We start from the raw sequence: 17,739 nt of genomic DNA on the forward strand, positions 1-17,739 counted from the left end.
TCCGGCGGAGGATGCTCCGCGCGTCCTCCACCGGGCGACGCGCGAGGAGGGAACCCGCCGTGCGCCCGGGAGACGGGCGGGAGCCTTCGCATGACGGGCGAGGCGGGCCACAGACCCGACGAGGTGCCGCGGAGCGACGACGTCCGCTCCGATGCGGCGCGGCTGCGCGAGGAAGTCGGACATCTGCGGGCGCAGCTGCGGAGCAAGCCCGTCATCTCGTACGCCCAGGGGCTGCTGCAGGAACGGTACGGGCTGGCCGACGCGGAGACCGCGTTCACCCTGCTGCGGCAGTCCTCGCAGCGGTTCAACATCAAACTGCGGGTGCTGGCCGAGGCGGTCGTCCGGGCGCCCCGCCCGGAGAGCCCCAAGGGACTGTGGTTCCCGGGGCGCGTACGGCAGGCGCCGCCGTCGCTGGACGTGCTCGGGCTGGCGGACGCCGACCACGTCAACCGGAGCGAGGTGCTGGCCGCGGTGCTCTCGCAGGCCCTCGTCATCACGGGGACCGGCATGGGCAACGTACAGACGGCGGACCGCGACGCACACGGTCTGCGCATCGAGCGGCACGTCGGACTCAGCGAGGACTTCGTCAGCTTCTTCGCCTTCGTGGGGGAGAGCGGTACGTCCTGTGCCCGAGCGGCGCGAGACCTGGAGCAGACGACCGTGCACGACGTCGCCACCGACCCGGTGTTCACCCCGTCGGCGCGGCACGCCATCCTCGCGGCGGGCAGTCGCGCCTGCCACAGCGTGCCGCTGGTGGACGAAGAGGGCGCCTGCAAGGGCATCGTCTCCGCGCACCTGGAACGCCCCACCCCCGACCTCCACCCCGCCCAGCTCAAGGCGCTGGGCGCGACGGGTCAGCAGGTGGGCCGCTGGCTGACCTGGCACGAGCGGACCGTCGTCCTGGACGCCCTGGAACACCTCCACGCCACGGGCCGCCTCACCGGCACCCCGCACCCGCCGCCGCAGCGGCGTCGGCAGCTGGAGTGACAACTCACCGACGCCTTCGCCCCGCAGGCCTGCCGAACGCAGGGGGCGGGTAGCCGGTGCGGAGGTTGATAAACCCCTCGGGTCGCGGGCCCCTGCCTCACTTCGGTGGCGTCGCGCGTGGACGGCACGTCATCATCAGTCGGCCCGGGCCCAGGGTGCCGCGTGCCTGGATGCGGAGGGTGGCGTCGGGGTCGGGGCGCAGGCTCCAGCGGGACGAGACCGTGGCCAGGGCCATCGCCATCTCGATCAGGGCGAACTGGTCGCCGATGCACTTGCGGTTGCCGCCGCCGAACGGGACATGGGCGCCGCGCGGGACGTTGTCGTCGGACGGCGGGAGCCAGCGGTCGGGGTCGAAGCGTTCCGGGTCGGGGAACAGGTCGGGGCGGTGCTGGAGGAGGTAGGCGCTGTAGAGGAGCGCGGTGCCGGCGGGCAGCGGGTGACCGGCGAGCGTGGTGTCGGTCGTGGTGACCCGGGTGAAGAACCATCCCGGCGGATACATCCGCAGCACTTCGCTGATCACGCGCTGGGTGTAAGGGAGTTGATCGAGATCGGCGGGGGTGGCGGTGCGGCCCGCCAGGGTCCCGTCCACCTCGGCCTGGACCCGCTTCTCGGCCTCGGGGTGCTGGCTGAGCAGCCAGAACGCGAACGACAGTGTGTTGGCGGTGGTTTCGAATCCGGCGCCGATCATCACCATGAGCTGATCGCGTACGTCCTTGTCGGACATCGGCTCGCCGGTGTCGTCGTCGTGGGCCGCGAGCAGCATGGAGACCAGGTCGTCGCCCTCGGGCCGGGCGCGGCGCTCGGCGATGATGCCGTCGATGGCGCGGTGCAGCCGGGTGCAGGCGCGCCGGTAGCGGCGGTTGCCGGCGGTGGGCAGCCGGTACAGCGGTCCGAGCGGCAGCATCACCCGCTGGTAGATGCCGTCGATGACGAGGTGCAGGCTCTCCTGCACCTCGGCCACCGCCGAGTCCTCCGCCTCCGCCGCGAGCACGCTGCGGGTGACGATCCGCAGGGTCAGATTGGTCAGCGACTCGCTGACGTCCAGCCGCGTCCCCGGCCGCCAGCGGGCGGTCATCCGGTCGATCTCCTCGCCCATCACCCGCGCGTACCCCTGGATCCGGTCCGCCTGGAACGCGGGCTGCATCTGGCGGCGCTGCCAGCGGTGTTCGCGCCATCCGGCCATCGGCAGACTGCTGCCGAACAGAACACGCGCCTTGTCGAAGAACGGCCCGCCCTTGTCGAACGTCCGCGAGTCCGTGAGCATCTGGTGGGCCGCGTCCGGATGGCAGACGACATACGCCTGGGCCGGGCCCATCCCGATCCGTACGAGGTCGCCGTGGGCCGGGAGCGAGGAGAGGAACTCCAGTGGCCGGGCGTGGAGCTGCCAGGCGTGACCGAGGACCGGCAGCCCGCCGGGGGCCACTGCGGCACGTGCGGTGCGCGGCGACGGGGTCGTGGTCATGACGTCATTGCCTCCGGGGGAATCGTGCCGGGCCGTGTGTTCCCGGCACCCGGGCACTTCGTGTGATTGCGCGTTGCCCGGCCGGCTCGTCCACGATCCGGCCGTCGTGCGGAAATCGGTCGCGCACGCGTCGCCCCCGCGTGCGACAGCCTCCCGACCATCCTTCCTCGGTGCCCCCGGCACGGAAACGGCGCACAGCGGCCCGCGAGGGGCGCAACGGGGCGTGTCGGTGGGTGCGTCGCCCGCTCCGCGATGCGCCTGCGCGGAGCCGTCGCGCCGCCCCTCGGTGCGGGTGTCGGCTCCCCGAGTCGGCTTGCCTGGAGTGCACTTGAACCCTCTAGCGTGGTCGCCACGACGGTGACCGGCGGCTCGCCCGTACGGAATCCGTCGGCAGATCCCCGCGCGTCCGCACCGCCGGACGCCGGGAACGACTCTCTCGTGGGTGCCCACCGGGCGCCGGAAGGGCGCTGAACGCCATCATGAGCAACTCCATCGACATCCAAGAGATCCGCAAGGTCGAGCTCGGCACCGGTGGCCCCCTCGTCGGAGTGCAGGGCTTCGGGGCCATGGGCATCAGCACCGCCTACGGCCGGACCGACGACGCCGCGGCCCGCGACACCCTGGCGGCCACCGTCGAGGCGGGCGTGACCCTCATCGACACCGCCGACATGTACGGCGCCGGTGCCAACGAGGAATTCCTCGCCCCGTTCGTCGCCGCGCACCGCGACGAGATCACCCTGGCCACCAAGTTCGCCTTCGAATTCCGCGCCGACGACCCGACCCACCGGGCCATCAACAACGACCCGGCCTACATCAGGCGGGCCGCCGAGGACAGCCTGCGCCGTCTCGGCGTCGAGGTCATCGACCTCTACTACATGCACCGCCGCGACCCCGCCGTCCCGCTCGCCGAATCCGTCGGCGCCATGGCCGAACTGGTACGGGAGGGCAAGGTCAGGCACCTCGGCCTCAGCGAGGTGACCGGCGCCGAACTGCGCGAGGCGCACGCCGTGCACCCCATCACGGCCATCCAGTCGGAGTGGTCCCTGTTCAGCCGGGACGTGGAGCGCGACGTGGTCGGCACGGCCGCCGAGCTCGGGGTCGCGTTCGTCCCGTACTCGCCGCTCGGACGGGGCTTCCTGGCAGGTTCCTTCACGGACGCGGCCAAGGAACTCTCCGGCGGTGACTTCCGGCAGTCCCAGCCGCGCTTCTCCGGCGACAACGCCAGGACGAACGCGGCTCTCCTCGCCCCCCTGCACAAGATCGCGTCCGACCACGGCGTCACCGCGGCCCAGGTCGCCCTGGCCTGGGTCCACCGGCGGGCCGAGGAGCACGGCCTGGCCGTCGTGCCGATCCCCGGAACCCGCAAGCGCGCACGCCTCCTTGAGAACGCCGCGGCCACCCGGATCACGCTCACCCCCGAGGAGCTGGCGCTCCTGGAGCCGATCGGCGGCCAGGTGGCGGGCGACCGTTACGCGGACATGTCCCTCACCTCGGCGGGCCGGGAGGAAGAAGAGCGGTCCGCGCGCTGAACCGGAGCCGAGCCGGGGCGCGTCCTTCGGATCCTGTCGGCTTCCGTCCCGCCGCGCCGTCGCGGTGGGACCGAATCCCGCGCCCCAGGCAGGATCCGAAGGACACGCCCCAGGCAGGATCCGAAAGACGCACCCCAGGGCTCAGACGGTCGCCAACAGCACCTCCAGCGCGTTCGCCGTCTCCGGGTGACGGCCGAGCAGCGGTACGCCCCCGGGTGCCGGCGCCTCCCACGCGTCCCCGCATCCCAGCAGGTCCGCCAGCGCGTCGCACGCCGTGGGATGCGCGGCGAGCAGTGCGAGCCCCGGGGCGTCGGAGGCGGGCCGCGCGGTGGAGGTGCCCGCCGTGAGCGGCTGGGCCCGCCACGGCGGCACCCACGCGTCCAGTGCCGCCAGTCGGCCGGGATAGATCCGCCCGGCCTCCCGGATCAGGAGCGGAGCCAGCTCCGCGCCGCCCGCGCGCAGCGTGGTGATCAGGGTCGGCAGCCAGGGCAGGAGGACCGGGTCCGGCAGTCGGCCGAAGGCGTTCGACACCGCCTCGACCACGAAGTCCGTGAGGCCCGGCACCGGCTCCAGGGCCTGCACGAAACCGCTGAGATAGCGCGGATAGGCGGGCAGCACCATCGGATTGGCCAGCAGCTCGTCGCACCGCTCGCGCAGCTCGGCGCGGGAGACCCGGCCGAGCTGGGTCTGGGCGGCCCAGAGCAGCGCCGTCTTCGACGGGTCGTCCGGATGCGACTGGGCGACCGCCAGCTCCAGCTGGGTGCGGTCGCAGCCGAGCGACAGCGCCAGGCCCTCCATGCTGAACAGGAAGCCCAGCATCGCCGCCACCTGGCGGACCGTGGCGTCCTCGTCGGTGAACGCCGTCGGCAGCAGCGTGCAGTAGTGCGCGTAACCGGTCTTGACGAAGGACTCGATCCACGGCGGCAGCAACGGCTCACTGGTGCGGTAGTACGCCAGCAGTCGGCGCACCCGGCGCAGCACCTCGGGGGCGCCGTCCACACCGCGTTCGGCCGAGAGGACCTCCAGCGCGCGCGTGCCGAGTTCGTCGGAGAGACGGCGGCTGCGCAGATACAGGGTCGCGTCCTCGACGGCTTCGAGGACGGTCGCCGCCGTGGCCTGTGGTGCGTACGCCGTGCGGCGCAGGCGCTGCTCCAGGACCTGCTCGATGCTCACCCCCTCGTACCCCAGCTCGATGAGCGCCCGTTGATGGGTGCCGAGCGCCAGGTCCCAGGACTCCTGGATCGGCTGCTCGCCCAGCTTCCGCTCGCCCATGATCGGGCGCGCGGCGCCCTGCGGCATCAGATGGCGCAGCATCCACAGGACGTCGGAGCAGCGCCCCAGCTCCGGCCGCCCCGCCACATCCAGCAGCGCGCGCTGCACACCGCGCTGCTGGAGCTTGAGGCCGAGCGGGGCGAGCCGGTCGTGGACGTCCCGGGCCAGGGGCGGCAGGGCGTCGTAGCCGACCTGGCCGATCCGGTCGCCGCCCATCATGATCTCCACCAGGCGGCGCACATCGCGCCGGCCCGGCACGGAGTCCTTCTCGATGCAGGTGACGGCCGCGTCCTGGAAGTCGTACGGCGTGGGCCTGGCCCGGTCGCGCATCCCGGCCAGCAGGATCGACGTCTCGAACACGGCGATGGCGTCGGCGGTGGAGGCCAGATAACCGTTGCGCCGTGCGGCCCGCACGATCTCCACCGACCAGCCGAGCAGTTCGGCCTCGTCGAGCGGGTCCAGCACGGGCGGCCGGTGCAGGAAGCCCGTCAGCCTGTCCGAGGGGGCCGCCGGTGGCGCTGCCGGGGGCATCGCCCTGGCCGCGCCCTTCTTGGCGCTCGGCTTCTTCGCGCCCGCCTGCCCCGCCAGCCGGTACGGCTCGACCCGGGTGCGCCGCAGGTTCTTCGCCCAGAGCGTCGCGGCGATCGACACCGAACCCCCGGCCAGTCCGAACTGGGCCTCGATCGCCGCATGGCTGGAGGGGATCAGACCGTGCTGCCACTTGGTGGCGGTGCGCGGGCCGATCTCGTACGTGTCGCTGCCCCCGACCCCGAACTCCGCGACCCGGCTGGCCGCGTGGAAGGCGCCGCACACGTAGAGGCAGTCGGCGGGGTCCGCGCCGCTCGCCGCGAGATGCTCGCGCATCCTGGTCCACATGTAGCGCTCGCGGTCCTCGTCCACCCGTACCCGGTGGCTGTCGCCGGGTGCGAGATGCCGGAAGAGGCTGCCGATCAGGAGCATGACCTGGCGGTAGGTGTCGTGGTCGCTGTCGCCCAGGGGCAGTTCGACGTACTGGTGCCACCACTCCGACCAGTGCCGCACCTTGCCGTGCCGCAGCAGGTGCTCCTCCAGTTCGGCGAAGCGCGGGCGCAGGTCGCCGATCTCCACACCGACCGCGTCACCGTGCAGCGCGGCCTCCTCCTCGGCGGGCGGCGCGTCCGGACCGGCCGGCTCGGGGGAGTGCGCGGCGCGCTCGTCCCACTGGAAGACGTGGTCGGAGGAACGGTCGACCAGGACCAGTTCGACCCCCGGGGTGTCCAGGGCGTACGCGATCGCCTGGTACTCCGCCGACGCCTCGGTGATCGGCGCGACCACGGAGAGCGGCGACCAGTCGGCCGGGAAGCCGTCGACCTCGGTCGCGAACGCCTGGACCGCCACCGGCAGTCGGCAGTTGCGCAGTTCGGTCAGGAGCGGCGCCATGTCCTCGCACAGCTCCAGATAGACCACCTTGGGCCGCTTCTCGCGCAGCCTGCGCGCCATCGCTAGCGCCGAGGCGGGCGAGTGGTGGCAGACGGGGAAGATCTCCAGCGGCTCGCGCACCGCCCGGTCGACGTCCTCGACGATGCCCAGGAGGATGCCCTCCAGGGCGTCGGGCCCGTCCGCGAACGCCGTCGCGGCCTGCTGCAACTGGCCGCGCAGCGCGTCGAAGGTCTCGTCCCGCATGGTGCTCCTCTCGTGTGTTCCGCCGCCGTCCCGCAGCGCGGCCGGATGGTCCGCGCCGCTCATGACAGGGTGGCGATCGCGTCGCGTCCGGCCTCCAGGAACTCCGGCCAGGCGCCGCCCTCTTCCTTGCCGCGCGGCTCGACGACCCCGTGCAGATACTTGTTGAGGATCGCCAGGTCCTCGGGCTCGCGGCGGGCCAGCGAGCCGACGAGCGAGGTGGCCAGGGTGTGGGCGGTGAGGGCGCGCTCGCCGAAGAAGTTGCTGTGCAGGATGGCGTCTTCGAGTACGCCGATCTGCTCGGCGGTGGACAGCGCGGACTCCAGCTTCTCGTCGTCGCTGCCCGCCGCTGCCGCCGAGGCACGCAGATCGGCGAAGCTCTGGAGCAGCACGTCGAGGAGCGTCGGCGGCACGTCCAGCTCGATCTGGTGGCGGCGCAGGAGCTCCTCGGTGCGGAAGCGGACGATCTCGGCCTCGCTCTTCTTGTTCGTCACCACCGGGATGCGGACGAAGTTGAAGCGGCGCTTGAGCGCCGAGGACAGGTCGTTGACGCCCCGGTCGCGGCTGTTGGCGGTCGCGATGATGGAGAAACCGGGCTGGGCGAAGACGATGTTGTCGTTGCCGTCGCTGTTCAGCTCGGGGACCGAGATGTACTTCTCGGACAGGATCGAGATCAGCGCGTCCTGGACGTCGCTGGTGGAACGGGTGAGTTCCTCGAAGCGGCCGATGGCGCCGGTCTCCATCGCGGTCATGATGGGGGAGGGGATCATCGACTCCCGCGACTGGCCCTTGGCGATGACCATGGACACGTTCCAGGAGTACTTGATGTGGTCCTCGGTGGTGCCCGCCGTGCCCTGCACCACCAGGGTGGAGTTGCGGGAGATCGCGGCGGAGAGCAGCTCGGCGAGCCAGCTCTTGCCGGTGCCGGGGTCACCGATCAGCAGCAGACCGCGGTCGGAGGCCAGGGTGACGATGGAGCGCTCGACGAAGCTCCGGTCGCCGAACCACTTCTGTGAGACCTCCCGGTCCAGGCCGTCGGCCCGCTCGGAGCCGAGGATGAACAGCCGGACCATCTTGGGCGACAGACGCCAGGAGAACGGCTTGGGGCCGTCGTCGATGGACTCCAGCCAGTCCAGCTCTTCGGCGTACTTCAGTTCGGCGGGGGCGCGCAGCAGGTCGGACATGGCGAAGCCTTTCTGGGCGTGACAAAGGGAGGGAGGAGTGAACGAGGAGCGAAAAAGGAGGAGCGAGAGGCGCGGATGAGGTCTGGCGGTGAGCCGGAGCAGACGTGCCGCCGGGCGGGCGCACCGCTCCGATGGCGTACGTGGCCGGGCTCGCGGGGCCGCGATGCCCCGCCCGCTGTGTCCCGCTAGGCCAGGAACGTCTTGAGCTCGGTGACGAGCTTGCGGATGTGCCCGGAGAGGACCGGTGTGCCGAGGTCCTTGAAGCGCTCGCGGAACCACGGGTTGACGCTGCCGCGCCCGGAGCTGGTCACCGAGCCGACCGGTATGAACTTGGCGCCGGAGCGGTGGATGGCGGCCATGCTCGCGAAGAGCGGTTCGGTCTGCCACTCGTAGAAGTCGGAGATCCACACCACGACGGTGTTGCGGGGCTCGGCGATCTTCGGTTGGGCCAGCGCCATGGCCACCGTGCCGTCCGTGCCGCCGCCCAGATTGGTGCGGAGCAGGGTTTCGAAGGGGTCGTGCACCCATGGTGTCAGGTCGAGCGCCTGGGTGTCGTAGGCGATCAGATGGACGTCCACCTTGGGCAGTCCCGCGAAGATCGAAGCCAGGATCGTGCAGTTGACCATCGAGTCGACCATCGAACCCGACTGGTCCACGACGACGATCAGCCGCTGGGGCGTCGTCTTGCGCGCCGTGTGCCGGTAGTAGAGGCGGTCGACGTACAGACGCTCCTCCTCCGGGCTCCAGTTGGTGAGGTTCTTCCAGATCGTGCGGTCGAGATCGAGGTTGCGGTACACCCGCTTGGGCGGCACCGACCGGTCCAGCGCGCCTACGGTGGCCTTCTCCACCTGGGTGCGCAGCACCTCGGCGACCTCGTCCACGAATCGGCGGATCAGGGCCTTGGCGTTGGCCAGGGCCACGCCCGAGAGGTTGTTCTTGTCCCGCAGCAACTGCTCGATCAGCGACATGCTCGGGGTGAGCCGGGCGGCGAGCTGGGGGTCGGCGAGCACCTCGCGCAGATGCATCCGCTTGATCAGGTCCGCCTCGATGGAGCCCAGCTCCGGGCCGATCGACGGGATGAGCCGGCTCAGGTCCGGCGCCGGGCCGCGCCCGCCGGTTCCGGTCGGGCTGACGCCCCCGCCGCTCGCCCCCGCGCCCGTACCCGCTCCCCGGCCGCCGCGCAGCTCGCCGGGCCGGCAGCCCAGCGCGCGCTCCAGCCAGCCCGCGTCCGACTGCCAGCGGGCGAGCTGTCCGGCGCTGACATTGCCGCTGCCGGAGGCGAAGACATTGAGCAGTACCTTCGACACCAGGGCCGCGCGCCGCACCTCCTCGGCCCGGTCGCGTCCGCCCTCCTCGCCGTCCCCCTCCGCCGGGGAAGCCGGTGTCATCAGACCGTCGAACTCGGCGGCCAGCTCCGGATGGCGCTGCACGATCGAGTCGATGGACGCCTGCGGGTCGAGCAGCGCGGTGGGCAGGCCCATGTCCTCGACGACGGCGAGGCCGGCCGCTTCGAGGGCGGGCTGCTCCTCTTGGTCGAAGAGGCGGGCCAACAGCCGCCAGTACAGGGCCTGTCGGCGGTTGGCGTGGGGATCGGCCTCGGGGACACGGACGCTGGGGCCGCCGTCGATCGACGGCTCCGGCACGGCCGTCCGTCCGGTGGTGGTGTCGGTCATTTCCGCAGCAGCCTTCCCGCTCGCTCCCGCAGGACGGCCACGGCGTCGGTGGCCGCCTTCTCGGCCTTGACTCCCGCCTTGTCGGTGGTGCCCCCGGCCCAGGCCGCCGCGTGCACGGCGACGGGCTTCTTCCGTACGGTCGTCTCGACGGCCAGGGGCTGGAGGCAGTACGTGCCCGCGTCCCAGCGGAGCAGGCCGATGCACGCGCCGGACGCCGCGACCGTCTTCGGCGTGAGCGGGCCCGCCGTCGGGATCCGGTCGGTGTCGACCAGGAGGGGACGGCCGGTGACGGTGAAGCGCAGGGTCTCCTCGCCCGGGGCGGCACCGTCGGTGTGTCCCTCCGCCACCTCGACCGCGTACCCCTCCAGGAAGACCGGTACCGCGATGCGTGCCGGGTGCCGGTCCAGCGGCGCGGTGGCCGCGTCCGTGGCGGCCGGCAGGGCGACGCGCGCGGTGGCGAAGGCGTCGGCGGGCTCGCCGGGGCGGGCCAGTTCGTCGCTCCAGAGCAGGTCGCCCCCGTCGGTGAGGGGCATGCCGAGGAGGTGCATCGAGCGGCCTTCGGCGACGGCCGAGAGCAGCGACATGTGGGGGCGCAGCAGCTGCCAGACACCGGCCCCCACCGCCGTGTCGGGTTTGGGGACGGAGACGCTCGCGCGCACCAGACGCGGCGCGGACCCGTCGGCGGGCTCGAACACCGCGTGCACCTGGGCCTGCGCGGCGGTGGCGTGCTCCTGGAGATCGACGGCGAGCGGGAGGAGGCGCCCGGTGGCGGTGGTGTGCGCGCCCGCGCCCAGAGCGCCGGGCAGTGTCAGGATCACGGCCCGCGCCCACAGATCGCCCCAGCGGCGGGCCGGCACCCGCTCCAGGGCCGCACCCGGGCAGGAGGCGGCGAGCTCGTTGGAGAACCCGTCGAGCAGGGTGGAGAGGCGGCGCAGGGCCGGGTCCGGGAGCATCGCGGAGACGATCTGCGCGGCGCCGGAGACCACGTCGTGGTCGATGCCCTGCCAGCCCGCCCGTGCGAGGTCGCAGAGCCAGGCGCGGGCGGCGGCGAGGAGGTTGGCGGACCGGTCGTCGGCGGTCGTCGGCGGCGTGTCCGTACCGCGTGTGCGGCCGGTGAACTCGTCGAGGCGGCCGACCACGGCGTCGTGGATGGAGCCGAGCAGCGCGGTGCGGGCGGCGGCGAGCAGCACGAAGTGGTCCTCGACCGCGGCGCCCGCCGCCGCCTTCTCGGCCGCCTCGGCGACCCGGGACGCCAGCGGCGTGCCCGCGACGGCCCGGGCGAACTCCGACAGGTCGGCGGCCTGGGCGGGTTGGGGGCGCAGCAGCCCCGACACGAGCGCCCGGTCGAAGGCGTTGACCGCCGCCAGCGCTTCGGTGAGTCCGTCGACGGGGTCGCGGAACGCATCGGCGCTCGCACCCGGACCCGGGTCGCTTGAACCCGGCTCACTCGCATCCGGTTCGCCCGAAGGCGCCGGTGCGGTCACCGCCCTGGTCGGCGGGAACCAGTGCATCTCGGGCAACGGCGAGGTGGTCGGAGGCAGTTCGAGATACGAGAGATGGCGCAGGAACCGGCTGAAGACCGGTGCGGCGGCGGTGGTGTCGCCCTGCTCCGGCCAGGCGGCGGCCATCGTCTGTGCGATGCCCTGGGCGTCCGCCGCCTCGGGTGCGGTCTCGACGCGCAGATAGCGGGCGACGCGTTCGGCGCCGTACTGGAGGACGGCCTCGGTGATGAGTGCGCGGATGTGGTTGCAGAAACCGCCCCGAGCACCGCCGCAGGGACGGTTGTTGTTGGTGCTGCAGGTGAACGCGTAGCTGCCGGCCGCGACCGACGAGACGTAGACGCGCTCGATGTCGGAGCCGCTGGACACCACGCCCTGGAGGCGTCCGTCGGCCAGTTCCACGAAGGGGACCTTGGCCAGCTTGCGCGGTCGCGCGGGCGTCGTCACCCGCGCCGTGCTCGACCTCTCCCAGTCGGACAACGCACCATCTCCTAAGCAACGAAAAGGGAGACCCACGCCAGAGCGGCGGGGACATCAACGAACTTACTGGCGACCACTGACAACGCCCGGCCGACCGCGTTCCGCCGCGGTCCAGCGCGAGTGGACCGGCGCTCCGGGGCGGCCGGATAAGCCTGGTCCAGGGCGTCCCGGCAGGCGCGGGCGAGCCCCGCGGACCCGTACGGACCAGCGCACCACGGAGGTTGTCCCATGCCCGGATCCCCCACTCGCAGGAATCTGCTCGCGGCGGGCGCGGCGGTGGGCGCCGCCGCGTTCGTCTCCCCGCTGCCCGGGGGCGCGTCCGGTGTCGCGCACGCCGCCGGACGCACCTGGCCGACCCGGTTCGCGCTCCCGAACGGCTTTCGCCCCGAAGGGATCGCCATCGGGCACGAGCCGTACGCGTACCTCGGCTCGCTCGCCACGGGGGACATCCTCCGCATCTCCCTGGCCACGGGGCGGGGGCGGGTGATCAGCAAGGGGCTCGGGCCGGAGCACGGCAGCGGCGGGCTCAAGCCGGACGGCCGGGGACGGCTGTTCGTCAGCGGCGGCACGGAGATCCGCGTGATCGACATCCGCACCGGCGCCATCACCCACACGTTTCCGGTGGACATGCCGACCGCCATGGTCAACGACGTCGTGCTCACCCCGACCGCCGCGTGGTTCACCGACTCCTTCAACGCCCAGCTCTACAAGGTGCCGCTCGGCCGGACCGGTGAGCCGCTGGGCATGGAGAAGGTGCCCCTGACGGGAGAGTGGGTGCAGGGCGCCTCCTGGACGGCCAACGGCATCGTCCGCACGCCCGACGGCAGCGCGCTGCTCGTCGCCAACAACGTGATCGACGGCGGGGGAGTGATGCGGGTCGACCCGCGCACCGGCGTCGCCCGCCGGGTCGACCTCGGCGGGCTCGAACTCCCCAGTGGTGACGGCCTGTTGCTCCTCGGAACCACGCTCTACGCCGTCCAGAACCAGCACAACGCCATCGAGGTGATCCGGCTGGACGCGACGGGCACGCGCGGCACCGCGACCGGGCGCATCACCGATCCCCGGTTCCGGATCCCGACCACCGTGGCGGTGTGGGGCGACCGGCTCTACCTGCCCAACGCCCGCATGGATATCACGCCGACCCCGGACACGGAGTACGACGCGGTGGCGGTGGACCGGCCCCACTGAGCCTGTCGGCGCGGGGCGCCGCGATGTTACTGTCCAGCCATGTCCAAGGCCGAGATCGACAAGGTGACCGCCGAGTTCTTCGGTGCGTTCGACAACCGGGGCGGCAAGGTCGCCGACGTGGGCCGGATCCGTCGGCTGATGCTGCCGGGCGGGGTGATCGTGTCGACCGGTCCGTCCTTCGCGGCCTACACCGTGGAGGAGTTCATCGAGCCCCGGGAGCGGTGGCTGGCCGACGGGCGGCTGGTGGAGTTCTCGGAGTGGGAGACGTCCGAACGGACCGAGATCGTGGGTGACATCGCGTCCAGGTTCGGTGAGTACCGCAAGTCGGGGATCCTCGACGGCGAGCCGTTCGAGGGCGGTGGGACCAAGACCATCCAGTTCGTCCGCACCTCGGAAGGTTGGCGCATCACCGCGTTCTCCTGGTACGACGAGCCCTGACGGCGAAGGCACCCCGGCCCCCGGCCCATGGCCCTACTCGGTGCTGGACGCCGTGAGCGCCGAGGTGATCGGGTGCGTGTACATCTACCCGTCCCGCACGGACACGGCGGTCACCGATGTGAGCTCCTGGGTCCGTGCCGACCGCGCCGACCTCGGCGTACCCCTCTACCGGGCCGTCAGTGACTGGCTCGGCGCGGAGTGGCCCTTCGAGAAGGTCAACTACGTGCCCCGCTGATCGGTCGCGGGCGCGAACCGACAAGGGTGGTGGCACCGGCCCCGGTGCCACCACCCTTGCGTTTGGTCATTCGGTCACCTTGGAGAAGAACGCGGCGACGTTCGTGACCGTTCGCTCCACCTTCTCCTCCAGGGTCAGCGACTCCTGGAGCCGCCCGCCCATGCCCGCGTCGCGCTTGCCGCGTACGTAGAGCGAACAGGCGAGGTCGGTGCAGATGTAGGCGCCCACGGAGTTCCCCTGCTGCCCCGCCTTGCCCGCCTTCGGGGCGACCATCAGGGAGACTCCGCCGGTGTGCGTGGTCAGGCACATCGAGCACATGCTGCGACGCAGGCTGCCGGAGCCGCCGCTGGACGAGCGGAGCGCGAGGCCCTTCGGGCGGCCGTCCAGCTCGATCACCAGGTAGGCCCGGTCGGGGGCCCCTGGATCTCGCCAGCCGAAGAAGTCCAGGTCGTCCCATGGCCGGTCGGCCAGGTCGCGCGGGACGGAGAGGCGCTTGGCCTCACCCTTGGTGCAGTTCACGAAAGCGGCGCGGATCTCTTGCTCAGTCAGTGGCTTCATGAGTCACACAGTAAGTTGCCTAAAAGCTTTAGGCAAATGCATAATGATTTCAGGAAACAGGGAGGCAGGGCATGGCGCGAGCAGGGCTGAGTGCGGAACGGCTGACCAGGGCCGGAGCGGAGATGGCCGACGAGGTCGGCTTCGAGCAGGTGACCGTGTCGGCGCTCGCGAGGCGCTTCGACGTCAAGGTCGCGAGCCTCTACTCGCACGTGAAGAACTCGCACGACCTCAAGACGAGGATCGCGCTGCTCGCCCTGGAGGAGATGGCCGACCAGGCCGCCGCGGCGCTGGCGGGCAGGGCAGGCAAGGACGCGCTGATCGCCTTCGCGAACGTCTACCGCGACTACGCCCACGCGCACCCCGGCCGTTTCACCGCGTCCCGCTTCCGCCTCGACCCGGAGGCCGCCGCGGCCGGCGCGGGGGCCCGGCACGCGGGGATGACCCGGGCGGTCCTGCGCGGGTACGACCTGGCGGAGCCGTACCAGACCCATGCGGTACGGCTGCTGGGCAGCGTCTTCAGCGGGTTCGTGGTGCTGGAGGAGGCAGGTGGGTTCAGCCACAGCGCGCCCCCCTCGCAGGAGAGCTGGGAGGAGATCCTCGACGGCCTGCACGCGCTGCTCAGCAGCTGGCCCGGCGCGTCCTGAGCGCACCCGCACCCCGTGCCGCCCGGCCCCATGCGCGTATGTGCATAGCCCGACCGGTCGAAACCCGAACACCACAAGTCCGAGCGAACGAAAGCCCCGCGAAGCCATGAGCACCGAGCAGCACTGGATCACCACCCCCCTCACCGAGGAGCTCGTACGCGGCGCCCTCGATCTGGAGCGGACCGAGCGCGGTCTGCTGCCGCACCGGCTGCCCGCGTGGGCGCGGGCGCAGTGCGCCGACGGCCAGCTGGCGATGGCGGAGTCCCAGCCCTCCGGGGTCCGGCTGGTCTTCCGTACCGCCGCCACCGCCGTGGAGCTCGACGTCGTCGCCACCAAGCGGGTCTACGAGGGTGCGCCGGCGCGGCCGGACGGCATGTACGACCTGGTGGTCGACGGCCGTTTCGCGGCGCGGGCCGGGGTGACCGACGGCGATGTGGTGACCATCGACATGGCCGCCGGTTCCGTACGGATGAACCCCGGTCCGGTGCGGACCCTGCGGTTCACGGGGCTGGCCGGCCAGGACAAGCGGGTCGAGATCTGGCTGCCGCACAACGAGACGACCCGGCTGGTCGCCCTGCGCACCGACGCCCCCGTGGCCGCCGCGCCGCAGGACGGCAAGCGGGTGTGGCTGCACCACGGCAGCTCCATCAGCCACGGCTCCAACGCGGCCCACCCGACGGCCATCTGGCCCGCCCTGGCCTCGGCGCGGGGCGGGGTGGAGCTGGTCAACCTCGGGTTCGGCGGGAGCGCGCTGCTCGATCCGTTCACCGCGCGGACGATGCGGGACACCCCGGCGGACCTGCTCAGCGTCAAGGTCGGGCTCAACCTCGTCAACACCGATCTGATGCGGCTGCGCGCGTTCGGCCCGGCCGTCCACGGGTTCCTGGACACCATCCGCGACGGCCACCCCACCGCGCCGCTGCTCGTGGTCTCCCCGATCTACTGCGCCATCCACGAGCACACGCCCGGCCCCTCCGCGGTGGACCCGAGCGGGATGGCGACCGGTCGGCTGAGCTTCACCGCCACCGGCGACCCCGCGCGGACCGCCGAGGGGCAACTCACCCTCACCGTGATCCGCGACGCCCTCTCCCGCATCGTCGAGCAGCGCGCCGCCGACGACCCGAACCTGCACTACCTCGACGGCCGCGAACTGTACGGGGAGGCGGACTACGCCGAACTGCCGCTCCCCGACGAGCTGCACCCCGACGCGGCCACGCACGCCCGCATGGGCGGGCGGTTCGCGGCGCTGGCCTTCGGATCCGGCGGGCCGTTCGGCGGGGTGTGAGGGGGTGGTGGGCGGCAGCCTCCCGACAGGCCCCGGGGCGCACCTGCTCACAGCGGGAGGATCCGGAGAGCAGCAGTGGCCGTTCCTCGCGTGGGCCGAGGAGGAACCGCTGCCCACCCTGCGCGAACTCTGAACGTTCGCTCACCAGCGGGCCCGGGTCCCGGCCCGGCCCCTGCCCGCGCCGACCGCGTCTCACCCCGAGCCCGGCTCCGGGGCGCGGACGGCGTTTATTGGCCGTTGGAAGTGCCGTAAACACCAAGAAACAGCAGCAAACCACCACAGGTTTCGACGAGAAATGGTCATGCCAAACTAGCGCTGTTCCGATCGTGGAAGCACCGAATCGTGCAGAGGGAGCGGCGTCGTTGAGCGTCACCATTGAAGGACAGATAGACATCGCGGGGCCGGTGGGCAAGCTCCTCCACCGGCGTCCGCTCAAGAACGGCACCGTGATGCAGTCGTTCGGCATCGAGCCGGTCTCCGGCGACATCTACGTGCTCCAGCTGATGGAGGGGGGCATCACCCTCAGCGGGGAGTCCGGCCCGGTCGCCTACGCCGACCGCAACGCCCACGGCGACATGTGCGTCACCCGGCTCAACCGGTCCGGGGCCGTCACCGGATACATGTATCTGCGCGGCTTCGGCCACGGTGTGAACATCGGCGTCGAGAACCGCGGCGGTGTCATCCGCCTGTGGACCGAGACGGCCTCCCAGCCCAACTCCAAGAACGAGGGCTTCGGGACCGCGATCACCAACTTCGAGTTCCGCTCCGGCACGGTCCTGGACCACGGGTCCTCGCTGCACACCCCGCCCTACCGGCCCACCCCGGACGCGCTGTTCGCCACCCCCACCATCGACCGCAGCGCCAACGAGCTGGTGATCCGCTTCTACTCGGGCGGCGCCACGCACTTCGAGCGGTACGACCTGACCAAGGCGGCGGCGGGTGTCTTCGAGCCGCTCCAGCGGGTGGAGCAGCCCGCCGGCCTGGGCGTCTTCCAGGGGTACGCGTCCCACAACGGCGTGCTGTACCTGCTCAACGGCGAGTACCTGAGCGCCACCAACCCGGCGCCGGGCAACACGTACATCACCGCGCTCCAGTGGTCCACCGGCACGGTCCTGGACCACCAGCACATCACGGCCGCGCCGGGACTGGAGTACCGCGAACCCGAGGGCATGACGGTGGACGTGCGCGGTGGGGTGACGTATCTGCACTTCGGCTTCGCCTGCGAGGACCCGGGGCCGCGCACCTGCACCTTGATGACGCTCTCCGGCGCGCCCGAGACCGACGGCGTCAAGGTCCTCACGGACTGGCTGCCCATCAGCCTCGCCTCCGGCGTCACGGCCGACCAGAACGCCCCCCGGGGTCGGCTCATCAGCCTGGGCGGCACGACGACGCTGCAGCTCAGCGGCGGTATCAAGGGTTCGTTCGACGGTGACACCGTCATCGGGACGCTGCCCGACGCACTCACCCCCACGATGGTGGCCCGCGCCAACGTCCCCAGGAACAACAACAGCGGGGTCTGCGTCGCCCGCGTCGAGGCCGACACCGACCGCGAGCTGCGGCTGTACGGCGGACGCACCGGCAATGCCGTCACCTGGGCGCAGCTCGACAGCTTCAGTGCCGTCTGGCGCTGACCCCCGCGCCGCTGC

The 17,739-nt window shown here is 71.9% G+C and carries 14 protein-coding genes and 1 pseudogene; 8 read left to right on the top strand and 7 right to left on the bottom strand.

Annotated features, from left to right (window positions below):
- Positions 1 to 90: 90 nt before the first annotated feature.
- Entirely contained in the window at positions 91 to 987 is an 897-nt protein-coding gene (locus AB5J87_RS32735; protein WP_369382088.1) for an ANTAR domain-containing protein, read from the top strand.
- 97 nt (positions 988 to 1,084) lie between these two features.
- Here the strand turns inward: AB5J87_RS32735 and AB5J87_RS32740 are convergent, their stop codons facing one another.
- The gene (locus AB5J87_RS32740) at positions 1,085 to 2,449 is read right to left on the bottom strand and encodes a cytochrome P450 (RefSeq protein WP_369382090.1); all 1,365 of its coding nucleotides are present in this window, start codon (positions 2,447 to 2,449) and stop codon (positions 1,085 to 1,087) included.
- 479 nt (positions 2,450 to 2,928) lie between these two features.
- Here AB5J87_RS32740 and AB5J87_RS32745 point away from each other — a divergent pair, with 479 nt between their 5' ends.
- On the top strand, positions 2,929 to 3,978 hold the full coding sequence (locus tag AB5J87_RS32745) for an aldo/keto reductase (RefSeq protein WP_369382092.1): 1,050 nt from the start codon (positions 2,929 to 2,931) through the stop codon (positions 3,976 to 3,978).
- Between the two features lie 141 nt (positions 3,979 to 4,119).
- On the opposite strand, the gene AB5J87_RS32750 is transcribed toward AB5J87_RS32745, so the two are convergent.
- The 5 genes and pseudogenes from AB5J87_RS32750 to AB5J87_RS32770 form a co-directional block, all read right to left on the bottom strand.
- The gene (locus tag AB5J87_RS32750; protein WP_369382094.1) at positions 4,120 to 6,912 is read right to left on the bottom strand and encodes a hypothetical protein; all 2,793 of its coding nucleotides are present in this window, start codon (positions 6,910 to 6,912) and stop codon (positions 4,120 to 4,122) included.
- Positions 6,913 to 6,971: 59 nt separating this feature from the next.
- A complete protein-coding gene (locus AB5J87_RS32755; RefSeq protein ID WP_369382095.1) occupies positions 6,972 to 8,093 on the bottom strand; it encodes an AAA family ATPase in 1,122 nt (373 codons plus the stop codon).
- A gap of 185 nt (positions 8,094 to 8,278) precedes the next feature.
- Positions 8,279 to 9,766, bottom strand: coding sequence for a VWA domain-containing protein (locus AB5J87_RS32760; protein WP_369382096.1), 1,488 nt, complete (start codon positions 9,764 to 9,766; stop codon positions 8,279 to 8,281).
- Positions 9,763 to 11,133: a hypothetical protein gene (locus AB5J87_RS32765; protein WP_369383738.1), complete on the bottom strand. Its 1,371-nt coding sequence runs from the start codon at positions 11,131 to 11,133 to the stop codon at positions 9,763 to 9,765. The genes AB5J87_RS32760 and AB5J87_RS32765 overlap by 4 nt, the downstream gene beginning before the upstream one ends.
- Positions 11,134 to 11,247: 114 nt before the next feature.
- Positions 11,248 to 11,745, bottom strand: a pseudogene (locus AB5J87_RS32770) (hypothetical protein); the annotation flags it as partial.
- A gap of 228 nt (positions 11,746 to 11,973) precedes the next feature.
- Here AB5J87_RS32770 and AB5J87_RS32775 point away from each other — a divergent pair.
- Genes AB5J87_RS32775 through AB5J87_RS32785 form a run of 3 tightly spaced genes read left to right on the top strand, consistent with a single transcriptional unit; the run spans position 11,974 to position 13,606 of the window.
- Complete coding sequence (locus tag AB5J87_RS32775; protein WP_369382098.1) at positions 11,974 to 12,933, top strand: SMP-30/gluconolactonase/LRE family protein; 960 nt, start codon at positions 11,974 to 11,976, stop codon at positions 12,931 to 12,933.
- 39 nt (positions 12,934 to 12,972) lie between these two features.
- Positions 12,973 to 13,371, top strand: coding sequence for a DUF4440 domain-containing protein (locus tag AB5J87_RS32780; protein ID WP_369382100.1), 399 nt, complete (start codon positions 12,973 to 12,975; stop codon positions 13,369 to 13,371).
- Between the two features lie 52 nt (positions 13,372 to 13,423).
- Positions 13,424 to 13,606 carry a hypothetical protein gene (locus AB5J87_RS32785; RefSeq protein WP_369382103.1) on the top strand — a complete coding sequence of 61 codons (183 nt, stop codon included), beginning with the start codon at positions 13,424 to 13,426 and terminating at the stop codon, positions 13,604 to 13,606.
- Positions 13,607 to 13,672: 66 nt separating this feature from the next.
- Here AB5J87_RS32785 and AB5J87_RS32790 read toward each other — a convergent pair whose 3' ends face one another.
- The gene (locus AB5J87_RS32790; RefSeq protein ID WP_369382105.1) at positions 13,673 to 14,164 is read right to left on the bottom strand and encodes an FBP domain-containing protein; all 492 of its coding nucleotides are present in this window, start codon (positions 14,162 to 14,164) and stop codon (positions 13,673 to 13,675) included.
- Positions 14,165 to 14,235: 71 nt separating this feature from the next.
- Here AB5J87_RS32790 and AB5J87_RS32795 point away from each other — a divergent pair, with 71 nt between their 5' ends.
- From AB5J87_RS32795 to AB5J87_RS32805, 3 genes are all read left to right on the top strand, one after another.
- Complete coding sequence (locus AB5J87_RS32795; RefSeq protein WP_369382107.1) at positions 14,236 to 14,808, top strand: TetR/AcrR family transcriptional regulator; 573 nt, start codon at positions 14,236 to 14,238, stop codon at positions 14,806 to 14,808.
- A gap of 106 nt (positions 14,809 to 14,914) precedes the next feature.
- Positions 14,915 to 16,093: an SGNH/GDSL hydrolase family protein gene (locus AB5J87_RS32800; protein ID WP_369382109.1), complete on the top strand. Its 1,179-nt coding sequence runs from the start codon at positions 14,915 to 14,917 to the stop codon at positions 16,091 to 16,093.
- A gap of 362 nt (positions 16,094 to 16,455) precedes the next feature.
- On the top strand, positions 16,456 to 17,724 hold the full coding sequence (locus AB5J87_RS32805) for a hypothetical protein (protein WP_369382112.1): 1,269 nt from the start codon (positions 16,456 to 16,458) through the stop codon (positions 17,722 to 17,724).
- Positions 17,725 to 17,739: the final 15 nt, after the last annotated feature.

The sequence above is a fragment of the Streptomyces sp. cg36 genome (assembly GCF_041080675.1).
Classification (GTDB): Bacteria; Actinomycetota; Actinomycetes; order Streptomycetales; family Streptomycetaceae; genus Streptomyces.

Coding starts and splice junctions, on each gene's coding strand:
- AB5J87_RS32740 (WP_369382090.1), bottom strand. CDS start 2,449: ATGACCACGACCCCGTCGCCGCGCACCGCACGTGCCGCAGTGGCCCCC.
- AB5J87_RS32735 (WP_369382088.1), top strand. CDS start 91: ATGACGGGCGAGGCGGGCCACAGACCCGACGAGGTGCCGCGGAGCGAC.
- AB5J87_RS32750 (WP_369382094.1), bottom strand. CDS start 6,912: ATGCGGGACGAGACCTTCGACGCGCTGCGCGGCCAGTTGCAGCAGGCC.
- AB5J87_RS32780 (WP_369382100.1), top strand. CDS start 12,973: ATGTCCAAGGCCGAGATCGACAAGGTGACCGCCGAGTTCTTCGGTGCG.
- AB5J87_RS32755 (WP_369382095.1), bottom strand. CDS start 8,093: ATGTCCGACCTGCTGCGCGCCCCCGCCGAACTGAAGTACGCCGAAGAG.
- AB5J87_RS32745 (WP_369382092.1), top strand. CDS start 2,929: ATGAGCAACTCCATCGACATCCAAGAGATCCGCAAGGTCGAGCTCGGC.
- AB5J87_RS32800 (WP_369382109.1), top strand. CDS start 14,915: ATGAGCACCGAGCAGCACTGGATCACCACCCCCCTCACCGAGGAGCTC.
- AB5J87_RS32775 (WP_369382098.1), top strand. CDS start 11,974: ATGCCCGGATCCCCCACTCGCAGGAATCTGCTCGCGGCGGGCGCGGCG.
- AB5J87_RS32790 (WP_369382105.1), bottom strand. CDS start 14,164: ATGAAGCCACTGACTGAGCAAGAGATCCGCGCCGCTTTCGTGAACTGC.
- AB5J87_RS32795 (WP_369382107.1), top strand. CDS start 14,236: ATGGCGCGAGCAGGGCTGAGTGCGGAACGGCTGACCAGGGCCGGAGCG.
- AB5J87_RS32760 (WP_369382096.1), bottom strand. CDS start 9,766: ATGACCGACACCACCACCGGACGGACGGCCGTGCCGGAGCCGTCGATC.